A 24,357-nucleotide genomic window follows, 5' to 3' on the forward strand; every position below is an offset into this window, starting at 1 on the left:
TCACCAAGGGACCCTCGAGTCGCCAATACTTGTTCCAGATCTGCAGCGGAAAGTAGATCGTCAGCATTGCGGTTCCCGACTATGAGTGAGGTGAGCACTCCATGTGCAGGGCTCGGTAGACAGGGCGCGTTGTAGGAGGGTTCAAAATGCTTTCGAGGATCAGCTTTCGTCTCATTCGTCCTGACGACGGGTGTAATGCAGGAGCCTGTCTGTTTCGGTCTTGACCACCAGGTAGCACTCGCAGCTGAGGCGTTCGAGGCGGGCCCTGTCCAGCACCGTGATCTGCCCCCGGCTGTACTCGATGACACCTTGGCGCTGCAGTTTACCGGCCGCTTCGGTGACGCCTTCGCGGCGCACGCCAAGCATGTTGGCGATCAGTTCCTGGGTCATGTTCAGACGGTTGCCGTGCAGGCGATCCAGCGACAACAGCAGCCATCGGCATAATTGCTGATCGATCGAATGATGGCGGTTGCACAGGGCCGTCTGTGACATTTGCGTGATCAGTGCCTGGGTGTAACGCAGCATCAGCAGGAGCAGATCGCCGTGACGGTTGAATTCCTTCTTGAGCTTTTGCCCAGGCAGGCGAAACGCAACCCCGGCACTCTGCACCACTGCCCGGCTGGAGGTGCTTTCACCGCCCATGAACAGGGCGATGCCGATCAACCCTTCGTTGCCGACCACGGCGATCTCCGCTGACGAGCCGTTTTCCGTGACATGCAGCAGCGAAACGATGGCGTCGGTCGGGAAGTAAACGTGTCGCAGCGTATCCCCCGGTTCGTACAACACATCCCCCAGCCCGAGGCTGACCTGCTCCAGGTGCGGAGCCAGGCGCTGGAGGTCGTCGGCTGGCAGCGCCGCGAGCAGGTGATTGTGGCTTGGCTGGGGTGAGGCAGGCATGAGCAAGGCACCGTGGCGGAGGAGGGGTTTACCGTCTCAGGGTACTCCCATGCACGCCACGGCTGGGGATCAAAGTCTATTCATCGACGACCTGCGCGTATTCCAGCGCCTGAGGCCTGGGTAATCGGGCGCGGCAATCCACGCGAATCCAGCGCTCCAGGCCGTCGTCTTTCAGTGTTAGTGCCGTGCCACTTAAAGGCTGACCGTCTAGGGTCATCAAGGTCAGGGGCGAGCTGCCCTGACGCACATCGAAGTGGTACAAGGTTGAGCCGAAGCGATAGTGCAGCTTGAAGCCCGGCCAGTCGACGGGTATCAGCGGATCAACGCTGAGCGTGCGACCGCTGCGTTGTACGCCCAGCAATGACTCGACAATCAGCCGGTACATCCAGCCGGCCGAACCGGTGTACCAGGTCCAGCCACCGCGGCCGGCATGGGGAGCTGTGCCGTAGACATCGGCGGCCATGACATAGGGCTCGACCTTGTAGATGTCTATTCGAGCGACGTTGGCAGGGGCGGCGGGGTTGATCAGATTCAGCACTTCCCAGGCTTTGCCGGCATCGCCCAGTTGCGCGAGCGCCATGCCCGCCCAAACGGCAGCATGGGTGTACTGCCCGCCATTCTCGCGCACGCCAGGCACGTAACCCTTAATGTAGCCCGGGTCCAGCGCACCCTTGTCAAACGGTGGGTCAAGTAGCAGCACGGCGCGGATGTCGCGTTTGATCAGGTGTTCATCCAGTGCCTGCATGGCCTTGAATTGGCGCACGGCAGAGCCGGCCCCGGACAGCACCGACCAGCTTTGCGCGATGGAATCAATGCGACACTCATCGTTGCTCGCCGAACCGAGCAGTTGCCCGTCATCGAACCAGGCACGGCGATACCAGGCGCCGTCCCAGGCACTTTGTTCGAGATTGCGTTGCAGTGTCGCTGCACCGTCGCTGCAGCGTTGGGCGAAGGCGTGATCTCCGTGCAGGCGAGCAGTCACCGCAAATTGCTCCAGCACCTGATAGCTGAAGAATCCCAGCCAGACACTTTCACCTTCACCCAGTTGGCCGACGCGATTCATGCCGTCGTTCCAGTCGCCGGAGCCCATCAGCGGCAAGCCGTGGTGACCACGGCGCAGGCTATGTTCGATGGCACGCACGCAGTGTCGATACAGCGACTCTTGCAGTGACGAGGCCACCGGCAGGTCATAGTAAGACTCTTCGCCAGCCGCCAACGGGCGTCCTTCCAGATAGCCGACCGGCTCCTCCAGCACCGCCACGTCCGCGGTCATTTCGACATAGCGGTTGGTGGCGGCCACCAGCCACAGAAAGTCGTCGGAGCAGGCCGTACGAACGCCTCGATTCATCGGCGGATGCCACCAGTGCTGCACGTCGCCCTCCACATACTGATGGCCCGCACAAAGCAACAGATGCGCGCGCACGGCTGCGGGCGCCGCATGAATCATCGCCATGCTGTCCTGCAACTGATCGCGAAAACCGATCGCACCACCCGATTGGTAATAGCCGCTGCGGGCCTGGAAACGGCAGGCGATGACCTGATACATCAGCCAGCCGTTGACCATGACATCCACCGCGGGCGCGGAGGTTTCGATACGAATCACCCCAAGCAGTGAGCGCCAGTGATCCCGGACTTTCTGTAACTGCTCGGCGGCGGCCAGGCTGCCCCGATAGCGCTGCACCTGCCGGGTGGCGTCGTTGCTCGATGCGGCGGCCCCCAGGCGCAGGATGACTTCCTTGCTCTCGCCATCGGCCAGATCGACCGATACTTGCAGGGCGGCACAAGGGTCCAGGCCGCCGCCCATGCGCCCGGACAACCCGGCGTGCTGCATCGCTGCCGGCGAGGCTAGGGTGCCACTGCGGCCAACGAATTCGGTACGGTCACCGCTGACACCGTGATCGATCGTGTCGGTGTCGAAGAATGCCACTCGCTCGGAAAAATCCACCGAGTAAGCGTTGCGGGCGAAGAGGGCACCGGTGGCCGGGTCGGCCTGGGTGACCAAATGCATCGCCGACTTGCTGCGCAGATCGCCCAGCACCCATTCCACATAACCGGTGACCGACAGTGATCGGCTGCGCCCTGAGCGGTTGCTGAGCAATAATCGCGAGAATTTGATCGGTGCATCCAGCGCCACATAGATCCACAACTCGCTGTAGATGCCGTCTTCTTCATGTTCGAACACGCTGTAACCGAAACCGTGTCGGGTCTGGTAGGAGCCTTTTCCGGGGCAGGGTTGCGGTGCGGCAGACCAGAAGTACCCGGTCTCCTCATCACGCAGGTAAATGGCTTCTCCGCCGCGATCGGTGACGGGGTCGTTGTGCCAGGGCGTCAGGCGAAACTCATGGGCATTTTCGGCCCACGTATAGGCGCTGCCGGTTTCCGAGACCACCGTGCCGAACTGTGCATTGGCGATCACATTGACCCACGGTGCGGGCGTCGACTGGGTCGCCAGCCCGCTGATGATGTACTCGCTGCCATCGGCGCTGAAGCCGCCATAAGCGTTGCCCAGCAGCAGTGCCGAAGGCTTGGGCCGAATCAGCGCCGGGCCTGCCTGATAGTGCCGCGTTGCAACGAATGGCGCGTGCTCCGGCGAGATCTTTCGGCGATGAATCTGTTCGGCCAGGCTGCCCGAACCTTCGTTCAATACCAGCCTAGCCACCGAGAGCACCAGCACGCGATCTTCGCTCGACAGCTGTTGCACCGCCCGCACAAAAATTCCGCCCGGACGATCCAGCAGCGTGGCTTCACTGCCGGAGGTGATCAACCCCATGATCGCGTCCTGCAGTTGCTGGCGATAACCGGCCTGGTCTTCGTTCCAGATCAACAGATCGACCACCAGACCCTTTTGCCGCCAGTAGGCGTGGGCTTGAATCAACTGCCGTACCAGGGCGATGTTGTCCAGGTTCTGGATCTGCAGCAAGACTATAGGCAGGTCGCCGGAGATGGCCTGGCCCCAAAGCCCCGATTGATTGCGCCGATTGGCGATCAGTATGGCGTTGTCGGCGCGCATCGAGGCATTGGCATACAGCAGCGACGAGGCCATCTGTTCGAACAGGCGGGCGTCGGACAGCGAAATGTTGAGCTGGCGCAGTAGCACCTGGCTGTGGGTCCAGGACAGGTCGAACACACGGTCGGCGAGGTGGCGGTCGCGATATTTGTTGATCAGGTAGAGGCAGTCATCACGGGTGTCGGCGACGCCGGTGATCAGGTCGATGGTGGCCTGTTGGCCAGGTTGCAGGGTAATCCTGCAGCGAATCGCGACCATCGGGTCCAGCACCGGGCCTGCACTGCCTGACAGGTGCTGGCAATCGGCATCGAGGGCGGCAGGTGACACCAGGCTCCGTCCCCGGCCGATGAACCGGGCACGATCGGTTTCATATGAGATTGCATCGATGTCCACGCCGTGTGCCGCCAGCAAATGGCACATCCACGGCGTCGCTTCATCGCTGGCCCGGGGACGGCGGCTGCAGACGATGGCCTGGAGCGCCGGTAGCAGTTCGGTCTGCACGAACAGCTTGCTGAACGCCGGGTGCATGGCATCGCTGGCCGGGGACGTCAGCACCACTTCGGCATAGGTGGTGATTTCCAGCGTCTTGGCCGCTGACGCGCGGTTGGTGACGCGCAGGCGGCGCAGTTCGATGTCGTCTTCAGGCGAAACGACAATCTCCATGTGCGTGTCGAAATCCAGGTTGCGCGCGCGGAACTCTGCCCGAGAGTCGCTGAAGATCGCCTCGTGGCTTTCGGGTTGAAGCAAAGTGGGTTGGTGCGCGGCGGACCAGACCGCATTGGATTGCACATCGCGCAGGTAGCAGAAGATCCCCCAGTTGTCCTGGGAAATGTCTTCCTGCCAACGGGTGACGGCCATGTCATGGCGACGGCTGTAACCACCGCCACCGCTGGTCAGCATGACGTGGTAGCGACCGTTGGAAAGCAGTTGCACGGCAGGGCGTTTGCTACCGGGGTCAGCGAACACCCGAAGCCCGGCATCCTGGCCCTGGCCGGCATCGCCGAGCACCGGCGATTGTGCGGTTTGCAGATACGGCGCAGCGGATTTCGGCACCCGTTCCTGCAACAGCAGCAGGGCCGATTGCAGCACCGGGTCGGCCTCGAAGCGGCGTTGCATGGGTTGATCGAGCAAGCGGCTGGTCAAGGCCAGCAGGCTCATGCCCTGGTGGTGCGCCATGAATGAGCGGACCACGGCGTGGGTCTGGCCGCGCGGCAAGCGGGCCTCGGTGTAGTCCACCGCCTCATACAAACCGAAGCGCCCAGAGGAGCCTTGCAGGGCAAGCCGTTGCAGGTTTTTGCAAGCCGCATCAGCGTCGAACATCAACGCCAGGGCACTGGCGTAGGGCGCGATCACCACGTCATTGCTCAGCCCGCGCTGCAGCCCCAGGGCCTGAACCCCGAAGGCGCGATATTGATAATTGAAATGGGCATCGAGGGTGTAATAACCCGACTCCGAAACACCCCAGGGAATGCCCAGCAGATTGCCGTGTTCGATCTGCACCGCCACGGCGGCGCGGCACGTTTGGTCCAGCAGGCTGCCGTCATATTTGGGCATCACCAACATCGGCATCAGGTATTCAAACATCGAGCCCGACCAGGACAGCAACGTAGGTACGCCAGCATTTTCACCTAGCAGCCTGCCGAGGGTGAACCAGGCGCGTTGAGGGATTTGTCCTTGGGCGATGGCCACGTAATTGGTCAGCCGCACTTCGGAGGCCAGCAGATCGTAGTAACCGTTGTCGAGCCGGCGGTCTTCGGTGTTGTAACCGATGACGAAGAGGTCGCGCTGGTGGTCGAACAGCAACGAGAAATCCATCTGCGCCAGTGACGTCGACAACGCGGCCAGACGCTCAAGGGTTTGCAGACTTTTCCTGGCCGCGCTGCGCACCCGATCGATCTGAGGCTGGTGCTCCGCGGCCCAGTCGGCGTGGTTCAGGCTTGCCAGCTGACGCAAGGTGTCAGGTGCTGAGTGAGTGCTGACTAAGGGAGTGGGGAGTCGATAGCGCTGCAGTTCTTCGGTCCAGTCGTTGCATTGACGGCTGAACATTTCGCGCCAATAGAGGCTTTCCTCGCCAAGGTTCGCAGGTGTGTCCGCGACCTTGATGCACGCCGCGTGCAGCAGGTCCGCCAGCGCCTCGGGGGACGTTGATTGAAGAGCCTGCTCAAGGCTTTTTCGCAGTTCATTTAGGGCCGTTTCATCCGCGCCCGTAGCACGTTGGGCCTCTTCAAGGATATCCAGGGTGTCGCGCAGGCCTTTGATCACCGCAGGGCCGAACATAGGGGTGTCGGCCAGTTGGATAAGGCCGGCGCTCAAGGTCAGCAGCAAACCTGCCAAGTTGCCGCTGTCGACGGTTGAGACGTAATGCGGGTGCAGCGGCTCCAGGGTTTGCGTGTCGTACCAGTTGTAGAAGTGCTGCCGGTAACGCTCCAGGCCCTCCATGCTGTCCAGCGACGCCGTCAGCCGAGTCAGCAGCCGTTCGGTGCTCAGGTACGCGAAATCGTGAGCGGCCAGGTGGGCGAGTAAGGACATGCCCATATTGGTGGGCGAGGTGCGATGGGCAATGGCGGGCCGGGGTTCTTCCTGCACGTTGTCCGGTGGCAGCCAGTGATCCTCGGACCCGACGTACTGATCGAAGAACGCCCAGGTCTTGCGCGCCAGCAACCGCAGGAAGCGTAATTGCTCCGCCGAGGGTTCGAACACCGATTGTTTGGGTGCTGAACTGAGCCACCAGGCGATCCAGGGGCCGGCGAACCACGACAACAGCAGGGGACTGGCAATGGCCAGCTTATGCGGGTGGTCCACCAGCAGGGCCAGCGAGACCAGGGCCGATACCGGCTCGATCCACATCTGGCGGTAGAGGCCGGACAGCCGGTTTTCAGTGCTGCGCTCCACCTCGCGCGAAGGCTGCCATTGCAGCAGCCGGCGTCTGCTGAAGCCGATTCGCCAGAGCGAACGCAAGATGGCATCGGCGCTGTAGAACGTCTCGTAGGGCAGCCAGGCGATCGCCAGGCAAGCCCGGGCCAGATCCTGTCCCAGATCACCCAGCAGCGCTCGCACGTATTGTTTATAGGGCATATCGGCGAGGGGTTGCAGCAGGTCGGTCACCGTGCGCAGCAGCGGTTGAATCACCAGCAAGCCGATGACGGTGAGCGTCCAGCCCAGGGGCGCACTGCTGGCAAACCATCCCCATGAAAGCATCAACAACAGCGCCAGCGGTTCCAGGCTGCGGCGCAGGTTGTCGAGGATCTTCCAGCGGGCCATGACGCTCAGCCGGTTGTGCACCCAGTGACCGTCGGCGTTGCGCACCCAGGGCAAGGTCCATGGCAGCAGTTGCCAGTCGCCGCGCACCCAGCGATGCCGTCGTTTGACATCGGCACCGAAGCGCGAGGGGTATTGCTCGTAGAGTTGCACATCGCTGAGCAGCCCGGATCGGGCATAGCAGCCTTCGATCAGGTCGTGGCTGAGGATCTGATTATCCGGCAGGCAACCTTCCAGCGCGCAGGTAAAAGCATCCACGTCGTAGATGCCCTTGCCGATGAACGAGCCTTGCTGAAACAGGTCCTGGTAAACGTCCGACACTGCGCGGGTGTAGGGATCGACCCCGGCATCGCTGCCGAACAGCCGGGCGTAGATCGAGCGCGTGGCACTCGTCAGGCTGATGCCCACTCGCGGTTGCAACACCGCGTAGCCGGAAACGATCTGCTCGCCAGCACTGTCGAACACCGGCCGATTCAACGGGTGCATCATCGCCGCCACGCATTGGCGGGCGACATCGCGCGGCAGCAGGGTGTCGGTGTCGAGGGTGATCACGTAACGCACCTGGTGTAACGGCGTGATGTCGCCAACGATGGCCTCGAAACGATCCTGCCCCTGGCCGCGTAACAGGGTGTTGAGCTCGATCAGCTTGCCGCGTTTGCGCTCATGGCCCATCCACACCCGCTCGCTGGCGTTCCAGCGACGCGGCCGGTGCAGCAGAAAGAAGCGGTCGCCCATGCCGTCCGCATACTTTTGGTTGAGCAGGGTGATTGCACGAGTGGCCTGGGCCAGCAGCTCGGCGTCCTCGGGCTCGGACGCTTGCGCGGCATCCAGGTAATCGCTGAGCAAGGCGAAGTACAGGTTGCTGTCGCGGTTGGCCAGAAAGCGCACTTCCAGGCCCTCCGCCAGCTCGTCGACATCGGCCAGGCTGGCGATCAGCGTCGGAATCACTACCAGGCTTCTCGCGTCATCGGGAATACCGCTGGCGTAATCCATTTTCGGCAACACCACCGGTATCATGCTGAACGTCACCAACCAGTTGATCAGGCCGATCGCCAAGCGACTGGTCATGATCAGGCAGGGGATCGCCAGTACCAGAAGCGCCGCAGCCGTCATCCCGTCGCGCTGCGCGGAGGCCAGCAGCGGCCAGGCGAAGATGAGCGTCAGAAAAGCCACCGGCGCCAGATAAAACACCAGCGGCGATTGCTGCAACAAACGTTTCCAGCGGGCATGGAGCGGGTCCCGGGCGTTGAGTCGTCGCTCCAGCGTCGGCAGGCCTGCGCTAATCAGGTAATACCCGACGTGACGGGCCAGCACCGGGCAGGATACGGTGGCTGTTGCGGTGGCGGCGAGATTGATCGCGGTGCGGGCGACCTGGATTTCCGAGTGCTGGGGGCTTCGGCGGGCAAGGCGTTCGATGACATGCCGGTAGCTGTCGCGAGTACTGAAATCCATCGCTGGATAAATGGCCGCCGGATCTTCCCTGAGTAACTGGTCGACATGACTCATCGACTCGACGAACTCGCGCCAGTCCGTGGCGGATAACAGGCGCAGGCTGCCGATGCTGTTGCTGATGGACACCTGATCCGCGGCCTGTTGTTGCGCATCGAGCTGCACCTGGCGTTCGATGCTGGAACCGGTCTCACTGAGCATCTGCTCGATCCAGTTCAACGGAAGGGCCAGGGCGGCGCTCTGGCCCTGCAGGCGGCGGGTGAATTCGGCGACAAAGGCTGGGGTCATCGGTGGTGCGGAGCGGGCCATGTCGGCCACGGTCAACACCACATTCTTGATGTCACGCTCCGAGGTTTCGATCAGACGCTCGGCCCAGTCGTCGGCCAGATTGCGATCATCTGCGTTGGCCATAACCCGCGAGGCCACTCGCCGCAGGTTTTCGATTAAGGCCAGACGCAACATGATCGGTATCGCCCACAGTTCCCCCAGCGCCAGTGGCATTACGGTCTGATAGGAAAAAATGAATCGGCTCAGGCTCTGCTCGTCGACTCGCCCGTCGCCATGAGAGATGGTCTCCAGGGCGATGTCATAGACCCGCGGCAGTCCGGCGGACGGTCCGTTGACTAGGCGTGGCAACTCACGGCTGTAGCCTTTGGGCAGGTGCGTTCTGGCGGTGCGGATGTGATCCTCGACCAGAAAGTAGTTGTCCAGCAACCATTCCGCTGCCGGCGTGACCCGTCTGCTGGACATTTGCGCGTTGGTCAGCGCCGTACAACTGCGTTTTAGCAGTTGTTCGTTGTCATCGAGTCTGCGCAACATCGAATCCCGTGCGGACAATTCGGTCAGCCGATGCTGGCGCGCCAGGGCGATGCCGTGACTGGCCATCTGATCGGCGCTGAAAAGCTCCGAGCGCAGGATCGACTCGTATGCGAATCGAGATGGGGAATACTGTCCGGTTCGCCAAACGCCGGGCGAGCGTGTAAACACCTTTTGTATGCGTGTCCATATGCTGTTCATAAGGTCCTGTGCCTGAAACGCACGACCAAAATGGCGCGCAATTTGAAAGGTGCGCCAACGCTTTGCGCCAGCACCGAGCAGCGCCTTTTAGACGTAGCTTTTCAGCCTTGAGTGTGAGGACTATAAGGGCTGTTCGTCTGTGCGCTGGCGAACATAGCGAACTATGTATGGAGGCACGCCGACCTCGATTTTTGGCATATCAATGGCGGTTGATAGCCTCGTTAAAGAGGGCTGAATCTTTTGTCTTGTTTGAAAGATCAAGCCATGAATATTAGCGAACAGGCACAATCATTCGGAAAATCGTGCCCTGCTCCAGCATCGACTCGACCTCAATTTTTCCTCCATGGCCTTCGACAATCTGTGATGCTATGAATAATCCCAGCCCCAGACCTGTCATCAGGTCCCTCGGTGTATGTGCGCAGATATAAATCTAGAACGCAGGCAAAGGGCCGACGGGCCTAAGCTCAACCTCGTTGGCATCAATGTAGGCGAGTACAGTGTTGATGCGTTTTGTGTAACCGTCCGGCGAATTCACCTACCTGATCTTGGCAATAAGGGGGATTAGTTGACCGCTACAATGCGCCGAGTTCGACCAAGAATAAGGACGGTAAGCGCGAACAGGAAATGCATCGGACCAAGAAAGGCCGGCAGTGTTATTCCGGGATGAAGGCTCACATTAGCGTGGATGACGAGACGGGATTGGTGCAGAGCGTGGTGGGCACGGCGGCTAACGTGGCGGATGTTACTCAGGTCGACAAACTACTGCACGGCACGGAGAGCGTGGTCTGCGCCGATGCCGGTTATACCGGCGTCGAGAAACGTACCGAGCATGATGGGCGTGAGGTGATCTGGCAGGTCGCGGCACGCCGCAGCACCTACAAGAAACTCGGCAAGCGCAGCGCTTTGTACAAAGCCAAACGCAAGATCGAGAACGCCAAGGCGCAGGTTCGGGCCAAGCTCGAACACCCGTTCCGAGTGATCAAGCGCCAGTTCGGTTATGTGAAGATGCGCTTCCGTAGTCTGGCGAAGAATACAGCGCAACTGGTGACACTGTTCGCACTGTCGAACCTGTGGATGGCGCGTAGACATTTGCTGACGAGCGTAGGAGAGGTGCGTCTGTAATTTGGGAAATGGCTGCCGCGGGATGCTCGCGGCTGCTAAAAACACAGGAATGGGCGAATGACCTAATCGTCTTTGATCGATTCGCCGCTTTCAAAATCGACGAGGTCTGAAGTCAGCCAGAAATACATAGCTACTTCAGACCATCCTTAGGTGGTGTGTAGTATTTTATTCGTAGGTGATTTTTACAATTCGCAATATTTTTGGTTAATAGTTTACGTGGGTGCACATTCGTAACTTTTAATTTGGTTGCTGGGTTGCACTAAAAACTCACTACTTATACGTTAGGGTTGCATGTCTAACCTCGATTATTAAAGCTGTTTCACCTTGCTTAAATCGATTCGTTGGTTTGCTTGAAAGGTTTTAAGGGCTTTTTTAATGTATGCGAATATGTTAGGTGTGCCACCCACGTCATACCACAATTAACATCTAAGCATTGACAGTATAGTGCCGATATTTCAGATGATTCTTTTTTGGTGTTTCGAATGGCACCTTTGCTTCCGCATTTGCATTTGACTCTCATATATTTCTCGAGCAGGTGTGAATGGCTCTATATTGTAATTCAATTTTATTCGAATTTATTTATGGTGGTGGTTTTTTATAGAGGTTTACTTGCCATATGAGTCGGTAGGCGAATTTACAGTTGAAACGAACTTCTCAATGATCTCGGCCAATTGGTGAGGTTAAGGTAGCGCCTTATCCGTCATGCTCGGCTTCATAATGTCCATCTGCTCTTATCCTGGCTCCCCAAGACTACGATGTCCTAGTAGAAAGGGACGGGCATCAATCGGCTTTCCATCCTCGTATCCTTCCAACCGCATGCAGCTGTCACCATGATGGTGACAGCTGGCCGACATTCGAATGTAGCCTGGTGGTTATCACCAAGGTTAATGCTCAGCGCGGCGAAAATGTGCCACTGACAGACTCCAACACTCCGCCCAAGTCCTCATCCACGAGGGCTAGGAATGAGGCCATCATTTGCGGTGTCAGCGAGTTCGCACGCTGCACCTCTTCAAGCAGGATCGTCACCAACTGTATTGAGTCCTTAGCCCGCTGCAGCTTATAGAACTCATCTTCTGTGAGACTGTAGGGTGCTCTCATTGCACACCGCCTTGAGGTTGCAAAGCGCGCACCAGTGCAATGCGATGGTTGTAGCGCTTGAGGCGGACGGCCAACGAAGAGTCAGCATGTAGGGCCGAAAGGGCCATGCGGCGGTGCGCCAGGGCGTGGATCTTGGACGGAATGAGGACGGTCATTGTGCTGCTCCTTGAGTTAGGAGCCATCACCGCTTGCGGCCAAGCAAGGAATGGTGACGGCTGTACGCGGGTTGGCCGACCGGGACTCAAGGCACCCGGCACACCCGAAGGTGTCCCACGCACAGCCGCCATAACACGAAATAACGGGCGTAAAAAAAGCGCCTGCTATCGGATGGGCGCTTGTGCGCCTTGAGTTGTTCGACCGGCCAAGGTCAGTCGCTGATTTGGCAGCGACGACCAGAGGATAGGGATGACTATCCCCGGACGTCAACGAAAATCTATCCCCGGACATCGAAAGTCGTCCGCCGAAGAAAAAAACTCAGAAAAAGCACTTATCCCCCTCCCGCCGACGGCCTTCGCATCCTTTTTTTGTGCAAAGCAGGTGGCAGTACAAATCAAGGTCTCGCCCAAGCCCGCTGCGTGTGATTTGGCGCACATCGCAATTTCATGCAGTGAAAGGATTTGCAAAGAATTGAAGCGGTGTTGCGCAGCAACCAGCTAAAGTCGAGTCGTTAGCTGATCTCTAAAGCCCCATGTTTGTAAGGGGCGTCGTGTGAAAAGGTGCGCTCTAGGGTGTTTTTGTTTTCTCGATAGTTCTCACCAGAGGAGTTTTGGTGTCTTTCATGAAAGGTATAAAATTGACTCAAAAGCCCGGCCCAGTTGCCTTTCATAGCGTGTAGCGCATTTCAAAGTTGGCCAGTGAGAAAGGTCGGATTCATATGGCTACAATTGGCTCCAATCGGTCAATCAAGCTTAGCGCATTGCGAGAGGCGTTCCAGATTTTTCCAGACCCAGTCGATAGGTATTAAATTCGCTTAAGAAAATATCAATTAACATAATTATAAGTGAGCTTGATCTTCTTCTGTGGATGACCCAACGAAGTCGAGTTCATCATCGTAATGCCTGCGAAGATCTACCCATACTTCAAACAGTAAAAGAGATGCTCCTACCGCTATAAAACTTGAGGCGATAACAAATACTATTTTCAAGAGTGGGTTGTACCATAACAATGAAGCAATTAAGATCAATACAGAAAACCCAACGAGAACTACTCCCTTGGCAAGAGTTTCGATGAAAAGTCGCATCAAAACCTGTCTTATTGAAATAATGCCAATACGATTTAGTAGGCTATCAATGTAGGCGAAGTGAGTGACTGCGTTCATGAAAAAATTTCTCCTTTCGATGTTGCTTGAATTCAGTCCGTCCTCTATTTCTTCACAAAAATCTAAGTATTCTTTTCCGCGCTCAACCAGTGGGAGATCTGAGAGCTCTAACATATCAAGTTCATAGGCAAGAGCTAAGCAGGTGTTGCGGCTAGGTGATTCAGGAAGATTTACGAGCCATTGTCGTACTTCCAGCAGTCTTGATTTAAAAAGATCGTAGGTGGTTAGGCGCTCCCCTTTAGCTTGCTGCGAAATGAACAGTATCCATGCAATCGAAAGTGAGCAGAATAGTGCGATTAAAGTTGCGATCGCACTTAATGCCGTAATGAACGTTGAACGATCCAGTGTCGACAAATCCACCTTGGACCACTCATTGAAATATATTACTGCCCCCGTCAGTAAGCTAAATGCAGTGCAAATAGTCAGCTGAAGCGGCAGTTGAGCTAATCTAATAGTTATTCGAGCAAGCATCTATATATCCTTGTAGATTTATTTTTCAGTGCAGCGATAGCTCGGTCAGACTTCGTATTTTGTTAAGGTGGGTTTGTTTAATGCTGATAAGATGATGTCATCCACGTTTATATAAGAGCCGGGGTAGAATGGCCTAATGGATGTTTCCTCAGAAGATAGGGTATTCATCAGTCCTGTAATGAACATGCTAAATTCAAAGAAGGGAGGATAATCATCGTTTGACTCTAGGCCATACCAACTATTCGACGCAGCGTCATAAAACCAGTAACCCTTACCTAAAACGCAAAGAACTGTACAGGGTGGATGTTCATCATCGGTATGTTTTTTATAGCGTTCTATCTCCGAGCTGGTGATGTCAGTGCTGAATGCCAGAAGAACGGTTGTCGGGAGGGGGCCACTCTTGACTGAACCATCTTGCCCCTTGGTAGGGAATGAAAGAAGTTTGCTTACAGACCTAAATTTTTTGTTTGCATCTTTTATTTCTCGCGCATTAAGTGTCGATTTCACCTCAAAAACATAACGAACACATTCAACCGGATATAGTCCAAGATCCCTACCTACCAAAATTGGAGGAGCAACTTTTCTATGATAGACAATTAAGTCAAGCTGATCACTGAGGTTTTGAAGCGAATCAATGACTTTCCCCGTTCCACATTGATAGCTTTGTGTTAGGAAAGGTTCTATACACTCCTTCGCTGCAATCTCGCGTATTTCTCCTGCTATCCCGTGATGCCCGATTCCAGATGCTAAACTATCTGCATTTTTTTTGGCTGATGCGATTCGGTTAACAACGTAGTCAAAATGCTTAGTAGTTCTCATTATTATTCATCCTCAGAAAACAATGCCAGTGTCCCGATGTTCAGCACTTTTACGAATGCTGTTTTACCTTGTATACAACCTAATTGATGGCATCGTGAAACGAATGATTTCGCTTCACTTTACTTGCCAGTAATCTCCGCTTCTCGACAGCGTTAGCCGTTAGTGGCTATTGAGAGGGCTGATCACAAGCTAGTCCTTTTCCAAGTTTCTCAACCGTGCCAAACCCTGATTAATAAAGCCGGCATTTTCCCCAATTCGCTCCAGGGCCGCCCGGGCGTTCTCCCCAACAGTCTCGTATCCCTGCTGCTCGACTAATAGCACCAACTCCATCATCGCAGCTTCAAGGCCTAGCTGATTTTCGTACATTTTTTCGAGTACGACGGAAAGGGAATATTCACTGGCCATGCATTCGACTCCATTCGGAAAGCAGAAAGCATAGCAGGGCGCCTTAGGGGGCTGATTTCAGTTCGAGGCTGGGGAAAAGGTAATTTTGGTAAGCCGATGCGAGAAATGGGCTGCAGCCCTTATAGATCGTGGCTTTGACGTATTACCTTTGGAGGTAATATTTGGTAAGGCGGGAGGTAATATTTTTTCAAGTGACTGATTTTAAAGGGTTTTACTGGTTGGTGAAATTACTACGACTAAAGGTAATTTTCTAACCTTTTTCTTACCCTATTATTACCTTTGAATGAAACGTCTAACCTACTGAATTAATTGAGTTTTTATTTGGGGAAAAAAAGAAATTACCAAAATTACCTTTTTCCCAGGGGTCAACCTAAAAGCAGGGCGAGGCATAAAACGCGGAGATTGACCCGCCTTCCACGCATGCGGTTTAACTCTCACAAAACTCGCCGGAGCCGACGATAGACAGTGCCAGGATTGGAGCCGAGAACCGCTGCTTAAAATTTGCTAACGCAGTCGACAGAGGGGATGGGACAAGGAGAGAGAAGAACGGAGCTGGTACGCAACTGGTACGCGGGTTGGTGGCGAGGCGTTTGGGCCTTTATTTGCGGGACGGAAAAGAAGGGTCAGTTCGATCCATCATCGGGCCGACTGAAACGACGCGGTAAGGGGCAATTCGCCAATCGTAAATTCCTCGCCTTTTAAACATAAAAAACTCACTCGTTTAAATGACTCATTCTCTCGTAATCCAAACCCTACACATCCTTGCGCCACCCCCTACACCTAAGACAGAATCCGCCGGCTTGTACGTCTAGACCGGGGCTTTTATCGTTCTCGGGTCACTGAAAACCAGTGATCGGGTTTGGTAGCCCGCTTCGTGTCTAGATTCATGGCGTCACCGTGTGCAGTCCTTTTCAGGGCTCGGATTTCATGGTGGTCATGCGTGGGGCCCATTCGTGGGCGCCGGGTTCTAGTGCGACCGGTCTACCAACCCGCGTATGGCCGCCACCCAACGTTTGGTAGCGAAGGGTGATGGTTCCTTTTGGTAATCGCGCTAGAGGATTCATCCATGATCAAACCAACACCCAACCCACCCGAAACCGATCCGGTTTCACCTTATCAATTCCCAGATTCCAAAAAACTCAACGAAGCCGCCGAACGCGCCCTCGACCATTACCTCACCCCGCAACAACGCATCATGGGCAGCCACACCGAACACGACCCCATGTTCCTGGCCAACCCCGCCTACACCAGCGAATCGCTGTTGGCCAACGCCAGCGAGTCCCTCGATTCCGCCAGTGAAATGCTCAGCAACTTCGCCGCCATCCTGGAACCCTCGCACCGCAAAACGGCGCTGGGCATCGCGCAGGTGGTGATGGTCGCGGGGCTGGCGGTGAATCAGGCGCTGGATCACGTCGAGCCGAAGTCGTAAGTGCAAACCCCTTCCGTGGCGAATGCCGCCACGGGAGGGCTGTGTTTCTTCAGATTTCCCCAACATGGACGACAACTTACGCATTCCATTCCGCGTTTTGAGTCGTTTATGAAAAAACTAGTTGTCGTGATGTTCGCCGTCCTGTTGCTCGCAGGCTGTGCCAATCAGAAGTTCAAACCCGAATACCGCACGCAGATCCACACGGTGAAGATTCTCCCGGTGACCTGGAGTAACAAGGAAATGACCTACATGGGCCGAGAGCAGGCCTGGGGTGCGGCGTTGGGTGCCGGTGTCGGCGCGGGTGTTGGCATGGCGTCCCATGCCGGGAAGCTCGGGACGGCGGCGCTCAGTGGGGCCGGGTTTGCGGCGGGGTTGAAGGCTGGAGATCTGGCGTCGATGTCCACGGTCGAGGCGATTCAGTACAACATGGCGACGGCCGATATCGATCTGGGCAAGTTGGTGAAGAAGGGTTTCGAGGATCAACTGGCGGCGACCGGTCGTTTCAAGGTGGTTGCCGAGAATGAGCCGGCCGATGCGGAGATCAAGTTGACCGTGGTCAATTGGGGTTTTGCGCTGACGCAGGGGTTCAGCAGCGTGGTGTACCCGACGATTGTGGTGAACGGTTCGTTGAAGCGCGGCGAAGAGTTGATCTGGCAGCGCAATGAGCCGATTACCGCGTTCAACGGTGCCAACACCTATGGCTACGAGCCGCTGCGTTATCGCACCGAACCGGAGCTGGTCCGTGAGGCGTTGACCGGTGTTTCGCAGATTGTGGGGACCTATCTGGTCAAGGATCTGAACGAGTAATCACCGTTCTTCCTGAACCCGCGCTGTCGATGGCGAAAGTTTCATGTTATCGGCACGCGGGGGCGCCTAGGATGCAGCGATAAGATCGTTTCATCCAAGGGGAGCCCGACCATGCGTGCCAATGTCGTCAAAGTGCTGTTGATCGCTGCGGCTGTCTCGGTATTGAGTGCCTGTTCGGGCTCCGGTGGGTTGACCACCACCAGTTGTTTTTCTTCCGATTGCCAGTCGCCGGAAGGGCGCGCCAGCGCCAATACGCTGAAGTTCGGCGGCACCGGTATTGGTGCCAGTCTCAACCAGTACAGCTCTGGCATGTTGCATGACGATTGAATAGAAAAGGGCGCCCATCGGGGCGCCCTTTTTTCGTCTTGAAGCGTTTTACTGCGGCCCTGCCAGCCACTCGCCAATGACCTTCTGATATTTCCCGGTCACCTTGCTCAGGTGCAGCCACTGGTCGACATACAGCTTCCAGCTCATGTCATCACGCGGCAGCAAGTAGGCCTTCTCCCCGTACTGCATGAACTGCTCCGGGTTGACCGCGCAGAGACCGGGTTTCTGTTTCTGCTGATACCGCGCTTCGGAGGCGTCGGTGATCATCACGTCGGCCTTGTTGTCGAGCAGTTGTTCGAAGATCGTCACGTTGTCATGCAAGGCCAGTTGCGCCTTGGGCAGGAAGGCGTGGACGAAGGCTTCGTTGGTGCCGCCGGCGGGTTCGACCAGACGCACGTTCGGTTGGTTGATCTGCTCGACGGTCTGGTACTTGGACTGGTCGGCGCAGCGCACCAGCGGGATCTTGCCGTCGACGTCGAGCGTGTTGCTGAAGTAGGCCTTTTTCTGCCGTTCCAGCGTCACCGAGATCCCGCCCATGCCGATGTCGCACTTGCCGGCCTGCATGTCCGGCATCAGGGTTTTCCAGGTGGTTTGCACCCACTCGATCTTCACGCCGAGGCTGTCGGCCAGGGATTGGGCCATGGCGATGTCGATGCCTTCGAACCCGCCGTCCGTGCGCTTGAAGGTGTAGGGTTTGTAGTCGCCGGTGGTGCAGACGCGCAACTGGCCTTGTTGCTGGATGGTGTCCAGGTGCGAAACCGGCTCTTGTGCCTGAGCAGCGCTCGCCATGGCCAGCAGGCTGCAAAAGATCATCGTGCTTTTTTGAATTGTCATGGAGATCGGGCTTGTGCAGTGAGAGTGGGGGCCAGTGTAGTGAAAGGGTTTGCCGGGTGTCATCCTGCGTCCGGCCCGAGTGTGCCCAGCCACGCCACCAGCGCCACGATCAACAGCGCGATGCCCAACTCCACTGCAACACTGCGCCGCAGAGCATTGGCCGCCACTGGGTGTTGACCGTCGCGCAACGATTGCTCCAGCAGCGGGCCGAGGTGAAAGCGGTTCAACGCCGCTAAAACCAGCATGCCGGCGAACAGCACAACCTTGATCGCCAGCAGCATCCCGTAGGTGCGGAGCAAGACCTCGTCCAGTGTCGGGCCGACGATGAACAGGTAGTTCAGCACGCCGGTCACCGAGAGGACGATCACGATCGCCGCGCCCACGCCTTCGAAACGTTTGACGGCACCGGCCAGCGAACGAATACGCGCTTCGCAGAACAGCGCATCGAGCCGCGACATCAAGATCAGCGCCAACATCGCGCCCATCCATGCACCCGCCGCGAGCAGGTGCAGGATGTCGCTGAGCAGGTGCCAGGCGCCATCCATCGCGCCGTGCCCGCTCCAGGCCAGAGAGGCGAGGGCGAGAGCACCGGCGATCGACGCCAGCCACAAGCCCGGCCAGAGCATCACGATGCTCAGCGCAACCATCCGCACCGCCCATGCCGTCCCGACATCGGTTTCAAACAGCATCATTTGCAGATGCGGCCACAGCGCGGCGAATTCCGTTTCGCCACTCATGGTGCGGGTCATCAGCACCAGTCCCGCCACTGACAGCAATGCCCCGATCAATGCCGTTCTGCGCAACATCGGCCGAAACCGCAGCGTCGCGTCAGTGTTGTACAACCCAAACAACGCCACCCCGAACAACAGCAGCAAATCCACGTACAACGCCATCCGCAGCAGGATGTTGATCAGGTCGGCCATCGATCACTTCACTTTGAACGTGACGTTGCCGGTGATCGGGTGCGTGTCCGACGACACCGCGCGCCATTCGACCTTGTAGGTGCCGGCCGGCAGAGGTGCGAGCGGGGTGACGAGCATGGTTTTCGGGTCGCTGCCCGCGCTGACCCTGGCCTTCATCGGCATCGGCGAGTGAGCCATGCCGGGCATTTCGGTCATCACCAGTTTGGCGCCGGAGAACTGGGTCAGCAGATCCTCCGAAAAACGCAGTTCGATCTTGCCGGGCGCCGCACCGTCGGCACCTTCGGCCGGGGTCGACGACAGCAGTTTCGGATGGGCCTGGGCCAGGGTGCTCAAGAGCAGACCGCCGGCGAGAACGAGGGTGAATTTCAATGTGCGCATGCAAGACCTCTGTGTTGTTTTTTGAAGGGATTCAGAACCACATCCGCACGCCGAGGACGAGTCGCGCTTCGCTGCGATCCTCGCCTTCTTCCCGTGCGTAATCGGCGGTGTTGCCGTAGGTGCGGTTCCAGGTCACGCCGATGTACGGCGCAAATTCACGGCGGATTTCATAGCGCAGGCGCAGCCCGGCCTCGGTGTTCGCGAGGCCTGAGCCGATCCCGCGCTGCGGATCGTTTTTGCCGTAGACGTTGAGTTCTGCGGTCGGCTGCAGGATCAGGCGATTGGTCAGCAGGATGTCGTAGTCGCCCTCCAGCCGCATCGCGCTCTGGCCGTTTTCGCCGATGAAGGCCGTGGCTTCGGCTTCGAAGTTGTACAGCGCCATGCCCTGCAAACCGAACGCGGCCCAGGTTTGCGGGGCGCCGGGCTTGAAGTCCTGACGCACGCCGCTGACCACGTCCCACCACGGCGAAATCGCGTGGCCCCACAGCGCCTGGATTTCCGCGTCTTCGGTCTTGCCGTTGCTGCGTTCGCCCTCGGAGCGCAGCCACAGCCGATCGATGTCGCCGCCGATCCAGCCGGACAAATCCCAGGCCAGCGTGCTGGCGTCGTCGGCGTTCTGCCATTCGAGTTTGTCGGCGAGGAAGTACGTGTTGATGGCGCTGTCGTGGACCTGATGACCGGCGTGGCTGGTGAAGACGGCGGCGCGGTCGGCGTCGGTCAGAACCGGGATCGGCGTGCGGCTTTCGGTCGGCGCCGCGGGCTGCATCATGCCGTCGTCCATGCTTTGCATATCGCCCATCTGGCTGTGGTCCATGCCCTGCATATCGCCGGCGGCGAACGCCGAAGACATCGACAGAAGTGACAACGAAAACACGGCAAATCGAGTCATGGTCGGCGTCCTCATTCTTCCACCCGCACTTCGCGGAACATGCCCATTTCCATGTGGTACAGGAGATGGCAGTGATAGGCCCAACGGCCGAGCGCGTCGGCGGTCACGCGGTAAGTGCGGCGTGTGCCGGGCGGCATGTCGATAGTGTGTTTGCGTACCTGGAAGTCGCCGTTTTCATCTTCCAGATCGCTCCACATGCCGTGCAGGTGGATGGGGTGGGTCATCATTGTGTCGTTGACCAGTACCAGGCGGATCCGCTCGCCGTACTTCAACAGCAGCGGCTCAGCGTCGGAGAACTTGATGCCGTTGAACGACCAGGCGAATTTCTCCATGTGGCCAGTCAGGTGCAGTTCGACTGTGCGGCCCGGGTCGCGGCCGTCTGGGTCTTCGAAAGTGCTGCGCAGGTCGGCGTAGGTCAGCACGCGGCGCCCGTTGTTGCGCAGGCCGAGGCCGGGGTCGTCGAGTTTCGGCGCGGTGGTCATGGCTTGCATGTCCACCAATGGATTGTCCTTTTCGCTGTCGGGGTGCGACTGCATCGGGCCCATGTTCATGCTGGAGTGATCCATGCCACTCATGTCCATCGAACCATGATTCATTCCACCCATGCCCATGTCGTCCATGGTCACCAGCGGGCGCGGGTCCAGCGCCGGCACCGGGGCCGACAAACCGGCGCGGGCGGCCAGGGTGCCACGGGCGTAACCGGTGCGGTCCATGGCCTGGGCGAACAGGGTGTAGGCATCGGCGGCGGGCTCGACGATCACGTCATAGGTTTCCGCCACGGCGATGCGCAGTTCATCGACGGTCACCGGTTTGACGTGCAGGCCATCGGCGGCGACCACGGTCATTTTCAATCCCGGGATGCGCACGTCGAAGTAGGTCATGGCCGAGCCGTTGATCAGCCGCAGCCGCAGCTTTTCGCCGGGCCGGAACAGCCCGGTCCAGTTGTCATCCGGGGCGTGGCCGTTCATCAGGAAGGTGTACGTGGCGCCGCTGACATCGGCGATGTCGGTGGGATTCATCTTCATCTGCGCCCACATCGTGCGATCGGCAACGGTGGCGCCCCAGCCTTTTTCGCCGACGTCATGGATGAAATCGCCGACGGTGCGCTTGTGGAAGTTGTAGTAGTCGGACTGTTTTTTCAGGGTCTTCATCAGGCTGGCCGGGTCTTCGTCGGACCAGTCGCTGAGCATCACCACATGTTCGCGGTCGTACTGGAACGGCTCCGGCTCCCGGGCGTCGATCACCAGCGGTCCGTAGACGCCGGCCTGTTCCTGCAACCCGGAATGGCTGTGATACCAGTAGGTGCCGTGCTGGCGGACTTTGAACTGGTAGACGTACACGCCACCGGGCTCGATGCCCTTGAAGCTCAGGCCCGGCACGCCGTCCATGTTGGCCGGCAGCAGGATGCCGTGCCAGTGGATCGAGGTGTCTGCCTTGAGCCGGTTGCGCACCCGCAGCGTCACAGTGTCGCCTTCACGCCAGCGCAGCTGCGGGCCGGGCAGGCTGCCGTTGATGGTCATCGCAGTGCGCGGCTGGCCGGTGAAGTTGACCGGGGTTTCGCCGATGAACAGCTCGAAGTCGGTGCCGCTCAATTCATTGACCTGGCCGGAGCTGTTCAAGGCCCAGACCGGCGTGCGCCACAGGCCGAGGCCGCCGAGCAGACCGCCGGCAGCGAGGCCTTTGACGAAGGTGCGTCTTGAGGTGGTGGAAGGCATGCGCTGGAAATCCCCGTTTGACCAATGACGGGGAGGCTAACCAGCGGCAGCTTTCAGCTGGCTGAGGCGCGGATTACAGTTGTGTCAGGTTCGACCTACAAACCTAATCCTTCCTGGACCACCGACAACAAGTTGTTTTCCGTCAGCGCAATGGCATCCAGCTGTTGCCCGGTCTCAAGGGTCTGCAACCACCAATGGCTTTCGCCGTGTTCGTCGACCGTACGCAGCAGCGACGCTTCCCGGCCCGGCAGGTTGATCTGCACACGCCCGGCGCCGTCTTCGGTGAAACGGGCGATGGGATCGAACGTAAGACTGTGGTGGTTGGCTTCGATGATCAACTGGTCGATGGCGTAGTCGTGGGTCTCGCCATCCGGCGAACTTTCGCAAACATGGGTAGGATTGCGCCGAATCTTCAGGCCGACCTCGGTGACCGGTTGCAACCAGCCTTCAATTCGGTGATACAAGGCGTAGACCTGAGCGGGCCAGCAATCGATTTCCAGTTCGGCGCAGGTGATTTCGTCAGCATGGGTGTGCCGTGTCTGTTTGAGTTTCGCGGCGAGTTCGTCTGCTTTACTCATGTCGGTTCCCTGTGGTGATTTCACTGTCATCGTAGTCCTTTCAAAGTAATGCAGGTTTTGCCCTGCGTCATGTGCTTGCAACACGGGCATGACTCAATCAGCGTCTGGCCAGGTGATGGTCGGACCACAGAAACCACGGACGCACGCGTCCCAAGGAACGGGAACATGAAAAAGCTTTTTACAATTATGGCGCTGATTGCGCTGACGGTCGGTAGCATCGGCCTGAGTTCGGCGCGCCAGTCACACGCCAACAAGGCACCGACGGAATCGGTGGCGGGGGTGTTCGATTACTACCTGCTGACACTGTCCTGGTCGCCGACGTTCTGCCTCACCCACAAGGACGACCCTCAATGCACCGGCAAGGGTTACGGTTTTGTCCTGCATGGCCTGTGGCCGCAATACGCCAAGGGCGGCTGGCCGCAATCCTGCCCGCCATTGACCAACCTGTCGGCCGCCGAAACGGCCAAAGGCCTGACGCTGTTCCCGACCAAAAAACTCCTCGATCACGAATGGAGCAAGCACGGCACCTGCAGCGGCCTCGGCGCGATGGGCTACCTGGACGAAGCGGACAAAGCCGTGGCCGCGGTGAACATCCCGCAAGAGCTGCAACCGTTCAGCAGCTCGTATTACTTCGAAGCACAGGAAATTGCCGACCTGTTCCGCAGGAGCAATCCGGGCATCCCGTCAGACGGCATCGCCGTCATCTGCAACGGCCCGGAACTCTCGGAAGTACGGGTGTGCATGGGCAAGGACCTGCAATTCGGTGCATGCGGCAAGGGCGTGAAAACCCAGTGCCGGGCGGGGGATATTCGAGTACCGCCATCGCGTTGACCGGAGCGGATACCGTCCCTAGAAAACAGGCGCCTTTTCAGGCGCCTGTTTTTTTGCATGCGGGTTTGAACAACGCCGCGACTTTGTTCATGCTTGCGCGCCAATGGATGATGACGCGACACCGCAAGGAGCTTTTCATGAGCGGAAAACCCGCTGCCCGAGTGACCGACCCGACGGCTTGCCCGTTGCCGGGGCATGGCACCAGCGGTAAGAAAACCTTATTGCTTCTTCTATTGACCATCTTGTGTTCAGCCTGCGCTAAAAACCATACGGTCCAGCCTGCAAATCTCAATTTTCTGACGATAGAGAGAAAACCCAGCAGCCTGTATTACGAAATTTACTACGCCTCTGATGTAAACCTTTTGGATCTGTTTGGGAGAGGAATGAGGGAAGGCGCCGCTTCGACAATGTTGGAGTGTGCACTGGGTGACGATCAGGACTTCTCTATCACTAACCGATTCAGGTATTCGGCGTACGGACTGATTGATGTAGATGAGACCAACAAAGCCGGCGGGAAATACAACTACGTGACGAGTGCAACTTTAAGGCAAACCGTAAATAACGGTTCAACTCAGGAATTTCTTTCAATTCAGGAGTTGAATGGCCTGTTGTCCGGAAAGCTCCAGGTCCCCTGCAAAGTCGTCATTACCGCCTGGGGCTACAAACCCTACTACTCAAACACCATGAACCTCCCGGTCGCAGACCTGCTGCGCGAAGTCAACAAGCCCTGAGCTCCCCGCCCATCGGGGGGATCAAGCCAATCCCCCCGCATCCACCCCCAGTTC

17 protein-coding genes and 3 pseudogenes are annotated in these 24,357 nt (G+C 57.9%); 6 read left to right on the forward strand and 14 right to left on the reverse strand.

The features are described 5' to 3' along the window. Window positions 1-171: 171 nt before the first annotated feature. The 3 genes and pseudogenes from J5M72_RS20805 to J5M72_RS20815 form a co-directional block, all read right to left on the reverse strand. A complete protein-coding gene (locus J5M72_RS20805) occupies window positions 172-897 on the reverse strand; it encodes a Crp/Fnr family transcriptional regulator (RefSeq protein WP_207866947.1) in 726 nt (241 codons plus the stop codon). A gap of 76 nt (window positions 898-973) precedes the next feature. Beyond that, window positions 974-9,496: a glucoamylase family protein gene (locus tag J5M72_RS20810; protein WP_243433411.1), complete on the reverse strand. Its 8,523-nt coding sequence runs from the start codon at window positions 9,494-9,496 to the stop codon at window positions 974-976. A gap of 403 nt (window positions 9,497-9,899) precedes the next feature. Then, window positions 9,900-10,019, reverse strand: a pseudogene (locus tag J5M72_RS20815) (ATP-binding protein); the annotation flags it as partial. A gap of 185 nt (window positions 10,020-10,204) precedes the next feature. On the opposite strand from J5M72_RS20815, the pseudogene J5M72_RS20820 reads away from it, so the two are divergent. Continuing rightward, window positions 10,205-10,750, forward strand: a pseudogene (locus tag J5M72_RS20820) (IS5 family transposase); the annotation flags it as partial. A gap of 328 nt (window positions 10,751-11,078) precedes the next feature. Here the strand turns inward: J5M72_RS20820 and J5M72_RS20825 are convergent. From J5M72_RS20825 to J5M72_RS20845, 5 genes are all read right to left on the reverse strand, one after another. Next, entirely contained in the window at window positions 11,079-11,270 is a 192-nt protein-coding gene (locus J5M72_RS20825; RefSeq protein WP_207866950.1) for an ogr/Delta-like zinc finger family protein, read from the reverse strand. 574 nt (window positions 11,271-11,844) lie between these two features. Continuing rightward, on the reverse strand, window positions 11,845-12,003 hold the full coding sequence (locus J5M72_RS20830) for a hypothetical protein (RefSeq protein ID WP_207866951.1): 159 nt from the start codon (window positions 12,001-12,003) through the stop codon (window positions 11,845-11,847). Window positions 12,004-12,842: 839 nt separating this feature from the next. Then, window positions 12,843-13,637, reverse strand: coding sequence for a hypothetical protein (locus J5M72_RS20835; protein WP_207866952.1), 795 nt, complete (start codon window positions 13,635-13,637; stop codon window positions 12,843-12,845). 45 nt (window positions 13,638-13,682) lie between these two features. Beyond that, entirely contained in the window at window positions 13,683-14,456 is a 774-nt protein-coding gene (locus J5M72_RS20840) for a DUF6602 domain-containing protein (protein ID WP_207866953.1), read from the reverse strand. 189 nt (window positions 14,457-14,645) lie between these two features. Next, complete coding sequence (locus J5M72_RS20845; RefSeq protein ID WP_207866954.1) at window positions 14,646-14,861, reverse strand: hypothetical protein; 216 nt, start codon at window positions 14,859-14,861, stop codon at window positions 14,646-14,648. Between the two features lie 1,066 nt (window positions 14,862-15,927). On the opposite strand from J5M72_RS20845, the gene J5M72_RS20850 reads away from it, so the two are divergent. The 3 genes from J5M72_RS20850 to J5M72_RS20860 all read left to right on the forward strand — a co-directional run bounded on the left by J5M72_RS20850 (window position 15,928) and on the right by J5M72_RS20860 (window position 17,424). After that, window positions 15,928-16,290 carry a hypothetical protein gene (locus J5M72_RS20850; RefSeq protein WP_207866955.1) on the forward strand — a complete coding sequence of 121 codons (363 nt, stop codon included), beginning with the start codon at window positions 15,928-15,930 and terminating at the stop codon, window positions 16,288-16,290. Window positions 16,291-16,398: 108 nt separating this feature from the next. Beyond that, complete coding sequence (locus J5M72_RS20855) at window positions 16,399-17,097, forward strand: hypothetical protein (protein WP_169431123.1); 699 nt, start codon at window positions 16,399-16,401, stop codon at window positions 17,095-17,097. Between the two features lie 111 nt (window positions 17,098-17,208). Further along, window positions 17,209-17,424, forward strand: coding sequence for a hypothetical protein (locus tag J5M72_RS20860; RefSeq protein WP_096822039.1), 216 nt, complete (start codon window positions 17,209-17,211; stop codon window positions 17,422-17,424). A 48-nt stretch (window positions 17,425-17,472) separates the two neighbouring features. Here the strand turns inward: J5M72_RS20860 and J5M72_RS20865 are convergent, their stop codons facing one another. From J5M72_RS20865 to J5M72_RS20890, 6 genes are all read right to left on the reverse strand, one after another. Continuing rightward, window positions 17,473-18,258 carry a transporter substrate-binding domain-containing protein gene (locus tag J5M72_RS20865; protein ID WP_207866956.1) on the reverse strand — a complete coding sequence of 262 codons (786 nt, stop codon included), beginning with the start codon at window positions 18,256-18,258 and terminating at the stop codon, window positions 17,473-17,475. A 59-nt stretch (window positions 18,259-18,317) separates the two neighbouring features. After that, window positions 18,318-19,181 carry a copper homeostasis membrane protein CopD gene (copD, locus tag J5M72_RS20870; RefSeq protein ID WP_207866957.1) on the reverse strand — a complete coding sequence of 288 codons (864 nt, stop codon included), beginning with the start codon at window positions 19,179-19,181 and terminating at the stop codon, window positions 18,318-18,320. A 3-nt stretch (window positions 19,182-19,184) separates the two neighbouring features. After that, on the reverse strand, window positions 19,185-19,559 hold the full coding sequence (gene copC / locus J5M72_RS20875) for a copper homeostasis periplasmic binding protein CopC (RefSeq protein WP_169431120.1): 375 nt from the start codon (window positions 19,557-19,559) through the stop codon (window positions 19,185-19,187). A gap of 31 nt (window positions 19,560-19,590) precedes the next feature. Next, window positions 19,591-20,448 (reverse strand): copper resistance protein B, encoded by an 858-nt coding sequence (locus J5M72_RS20880; RefSeq protein WP_207866958.1) that lies wholly within the window; start codon window positions 20,446-20,448, stop codon window positions 19,591-19,593. Between the two features lie 11 nt (window positions 20,449-20,459). Continuing rightward, on the reverse strand, window positions 20,460-22,163 hold the full coding sequence (locus J5M72_RS20885) for a copper resistance system multicopper oxidase (protein WP_207866959.1): 1,704 nt from the start codon (window positions 22,161-22,163) through the stop codon (window positions 20,460-20,462). A 95-nt stretch (window positions 22,164-22,258) separates the two neighbouring features. Then, a complete protein-coding gene (locus J5M72_RS20890) occupies window positions 22,259-22,741 on the reverse strand; it encodes a hypothetical protein (RefSeq protein WP_169431117.1) in 483 nt (160 codons plus the stop codon). Between the two features lie 165 nt (window positions 22,742-22,906). Here J5M72_RS20890 and J5M72_RS20895 point away from each other — a divergent pair, with 165 nt between their 5' ends. Beyond that, window positions 22,907-23,572 (forward strand): ribonuclease T2, encoded by a 666-nt coding sequence (locus tag J5M72_RS20895; protein WP_207866960.1) that lies wholly within the window; start codon window positions 22,907-22,909, stop codon window positions 23,570-23,572. Window positions 23,573-23,709: 137 nt separating this feature from the next. Next, window positions 23,710-23,775 (forward strand): annotated as a pseudogene (locus J5M72_RS20900) (Rhs element Vgr protein); the annotation flags it as partial. Window positions 23,776-24,357: the final 582 nt, after the last annotated feature.

Source organism: Pseudomonas sp. 58(2021) (assembly GCF_017491585.1).
GTDB classification, from domain to species: Bacteria; Pseudomonadota; Gammaproteobacteria; order Pseudomonadales; family Pseudomonadaceae; genus Aquipseudomonas; species Aquipseudomonas fluorescens_BT.

Excerpts from the sequence above, each read along its gene's own strand:
- J5M72_RS20805 (WP_207866947.1), bottom strand. The coding sequence starts at position 897 with ATGCCTGCCTCACCCCAGCCAAGCCACAATCACCTGCTCGCGGCGCTG.
- J5M72_RS20810 (WP_243433411.1), bottom strand. The coding sequence starts at position 9,496 with ATGGCCAGTCACGGCATCGCCCTGGCGCGCCAGCATCGGCTGACCGAA.
- J5M72_RS20825 (WP_207866950.1), bottom strand. The coding sequence starts at position 11,270 with ATGAGAGTCAAATGCAAATGCGGAAGCAAAGGTGCCATTCGAAACACC.
- J5M72_RS20830 (WP_207866951.1), bottom strand. The coding sequence starts at position 12,003 with ATGACCGTCCTCATTCCGTCCAAGATCCACGCCCTGGCGCACCGCCGC.
- J5M72_RS20835 (WP_207866952.1), bottom strand. The coding sequence starts at position 13,637 with ATGCTTGCTCGAATAACTATTAGATTAGCTCAACTGCCGCTTCAGCTG.
- J5M72_RS20840 (WP_207866953.1), bottom strand. The coding sequence starts at position 14,456 with ATGAGAACTACTAAGCATTTTGACTACGTTGTTAACCGAATCGCATCA.
- J5M72_RS20845 (WP_207866954.1), bottom strand. The coding sequence starts at position 14,861 with ATGGCCAGTGAATATTCCCTTTCCGTCGTACTCGAAAAAATGTACGAA.
- J5M72_RS20850 (WP_207866955.1), top strand. The coding sequence starts at position 15,928 with ATGATCAAACCAACACCCAACCCACCCGAAACCGATCCGGTTTCACCT.
- J5M72_RS20855 (WP_169431123.1), top strand. The coding sequence starts at position 16,399 with ATGAAAAAACTAGTTGTCGTGATGTTCGCCGTCCTGTTGCTCGCAGGC.
- J5M72_RS20860 (WP_096822039.1), top strand. The coding sequence starts at position 17,209 with ATGCGTGCCAATGTCGTCAAAGTGCTGTTGATCGCTGCGGCTGTCTCG.
- J5M72_RS20865 (WP_207866956.1), bottom strand. The coding sequence starts at position 18,258 with ATGACAATTCAAAAAAGCACGATGATCTTTTGCAGCCTGCTGGCCATG.
- copD (WP_207866957.1), bottom strand. The coding sequence starts at position 19,181 with ATGGCCGACCTGATCAACATCCTGCTGCGGATGGCGTTGTACGTGGAT.
- copC (WP_169431120.1), bottom strand. The coding sequence starts at position 19,559 with ATGCGCACATTGAAATTCACCCTCGTTCTCGCCGGCGGTCTGCTCTTG.
- J5M72_RS20880 (WP_207866958.1), bottom strand. The coding sequence starts at position 20,448 with ATGACTCGATTTGCCGTGTTTTCGTTGTCACTTCTGTCGATGTCTTCG.
- J5M72_RS20885 (WP_207866959.1), bottom strand. The coding sequence starts at position 22,163 with ATGCCTTCCACCACCTCAAGACGCACCTTCGTCAAAGGCCTCGCTGCC.
- J5M72_RS20890 (WP_169431117.1), bottom strand. The coding sequence starts at position 22,741 with ATGAGTAAAGCAGACGAACTCGCCGCGAAACTCAAACAGACACGGCAC.
- J5M72_RS20895 (WP_207866960.1), top strand. The coding sequence starts at position 22,907 with ATGAAAAAGCTTTTTACAATTATGGCGCTGATTGCGCTGACGGTCGGT.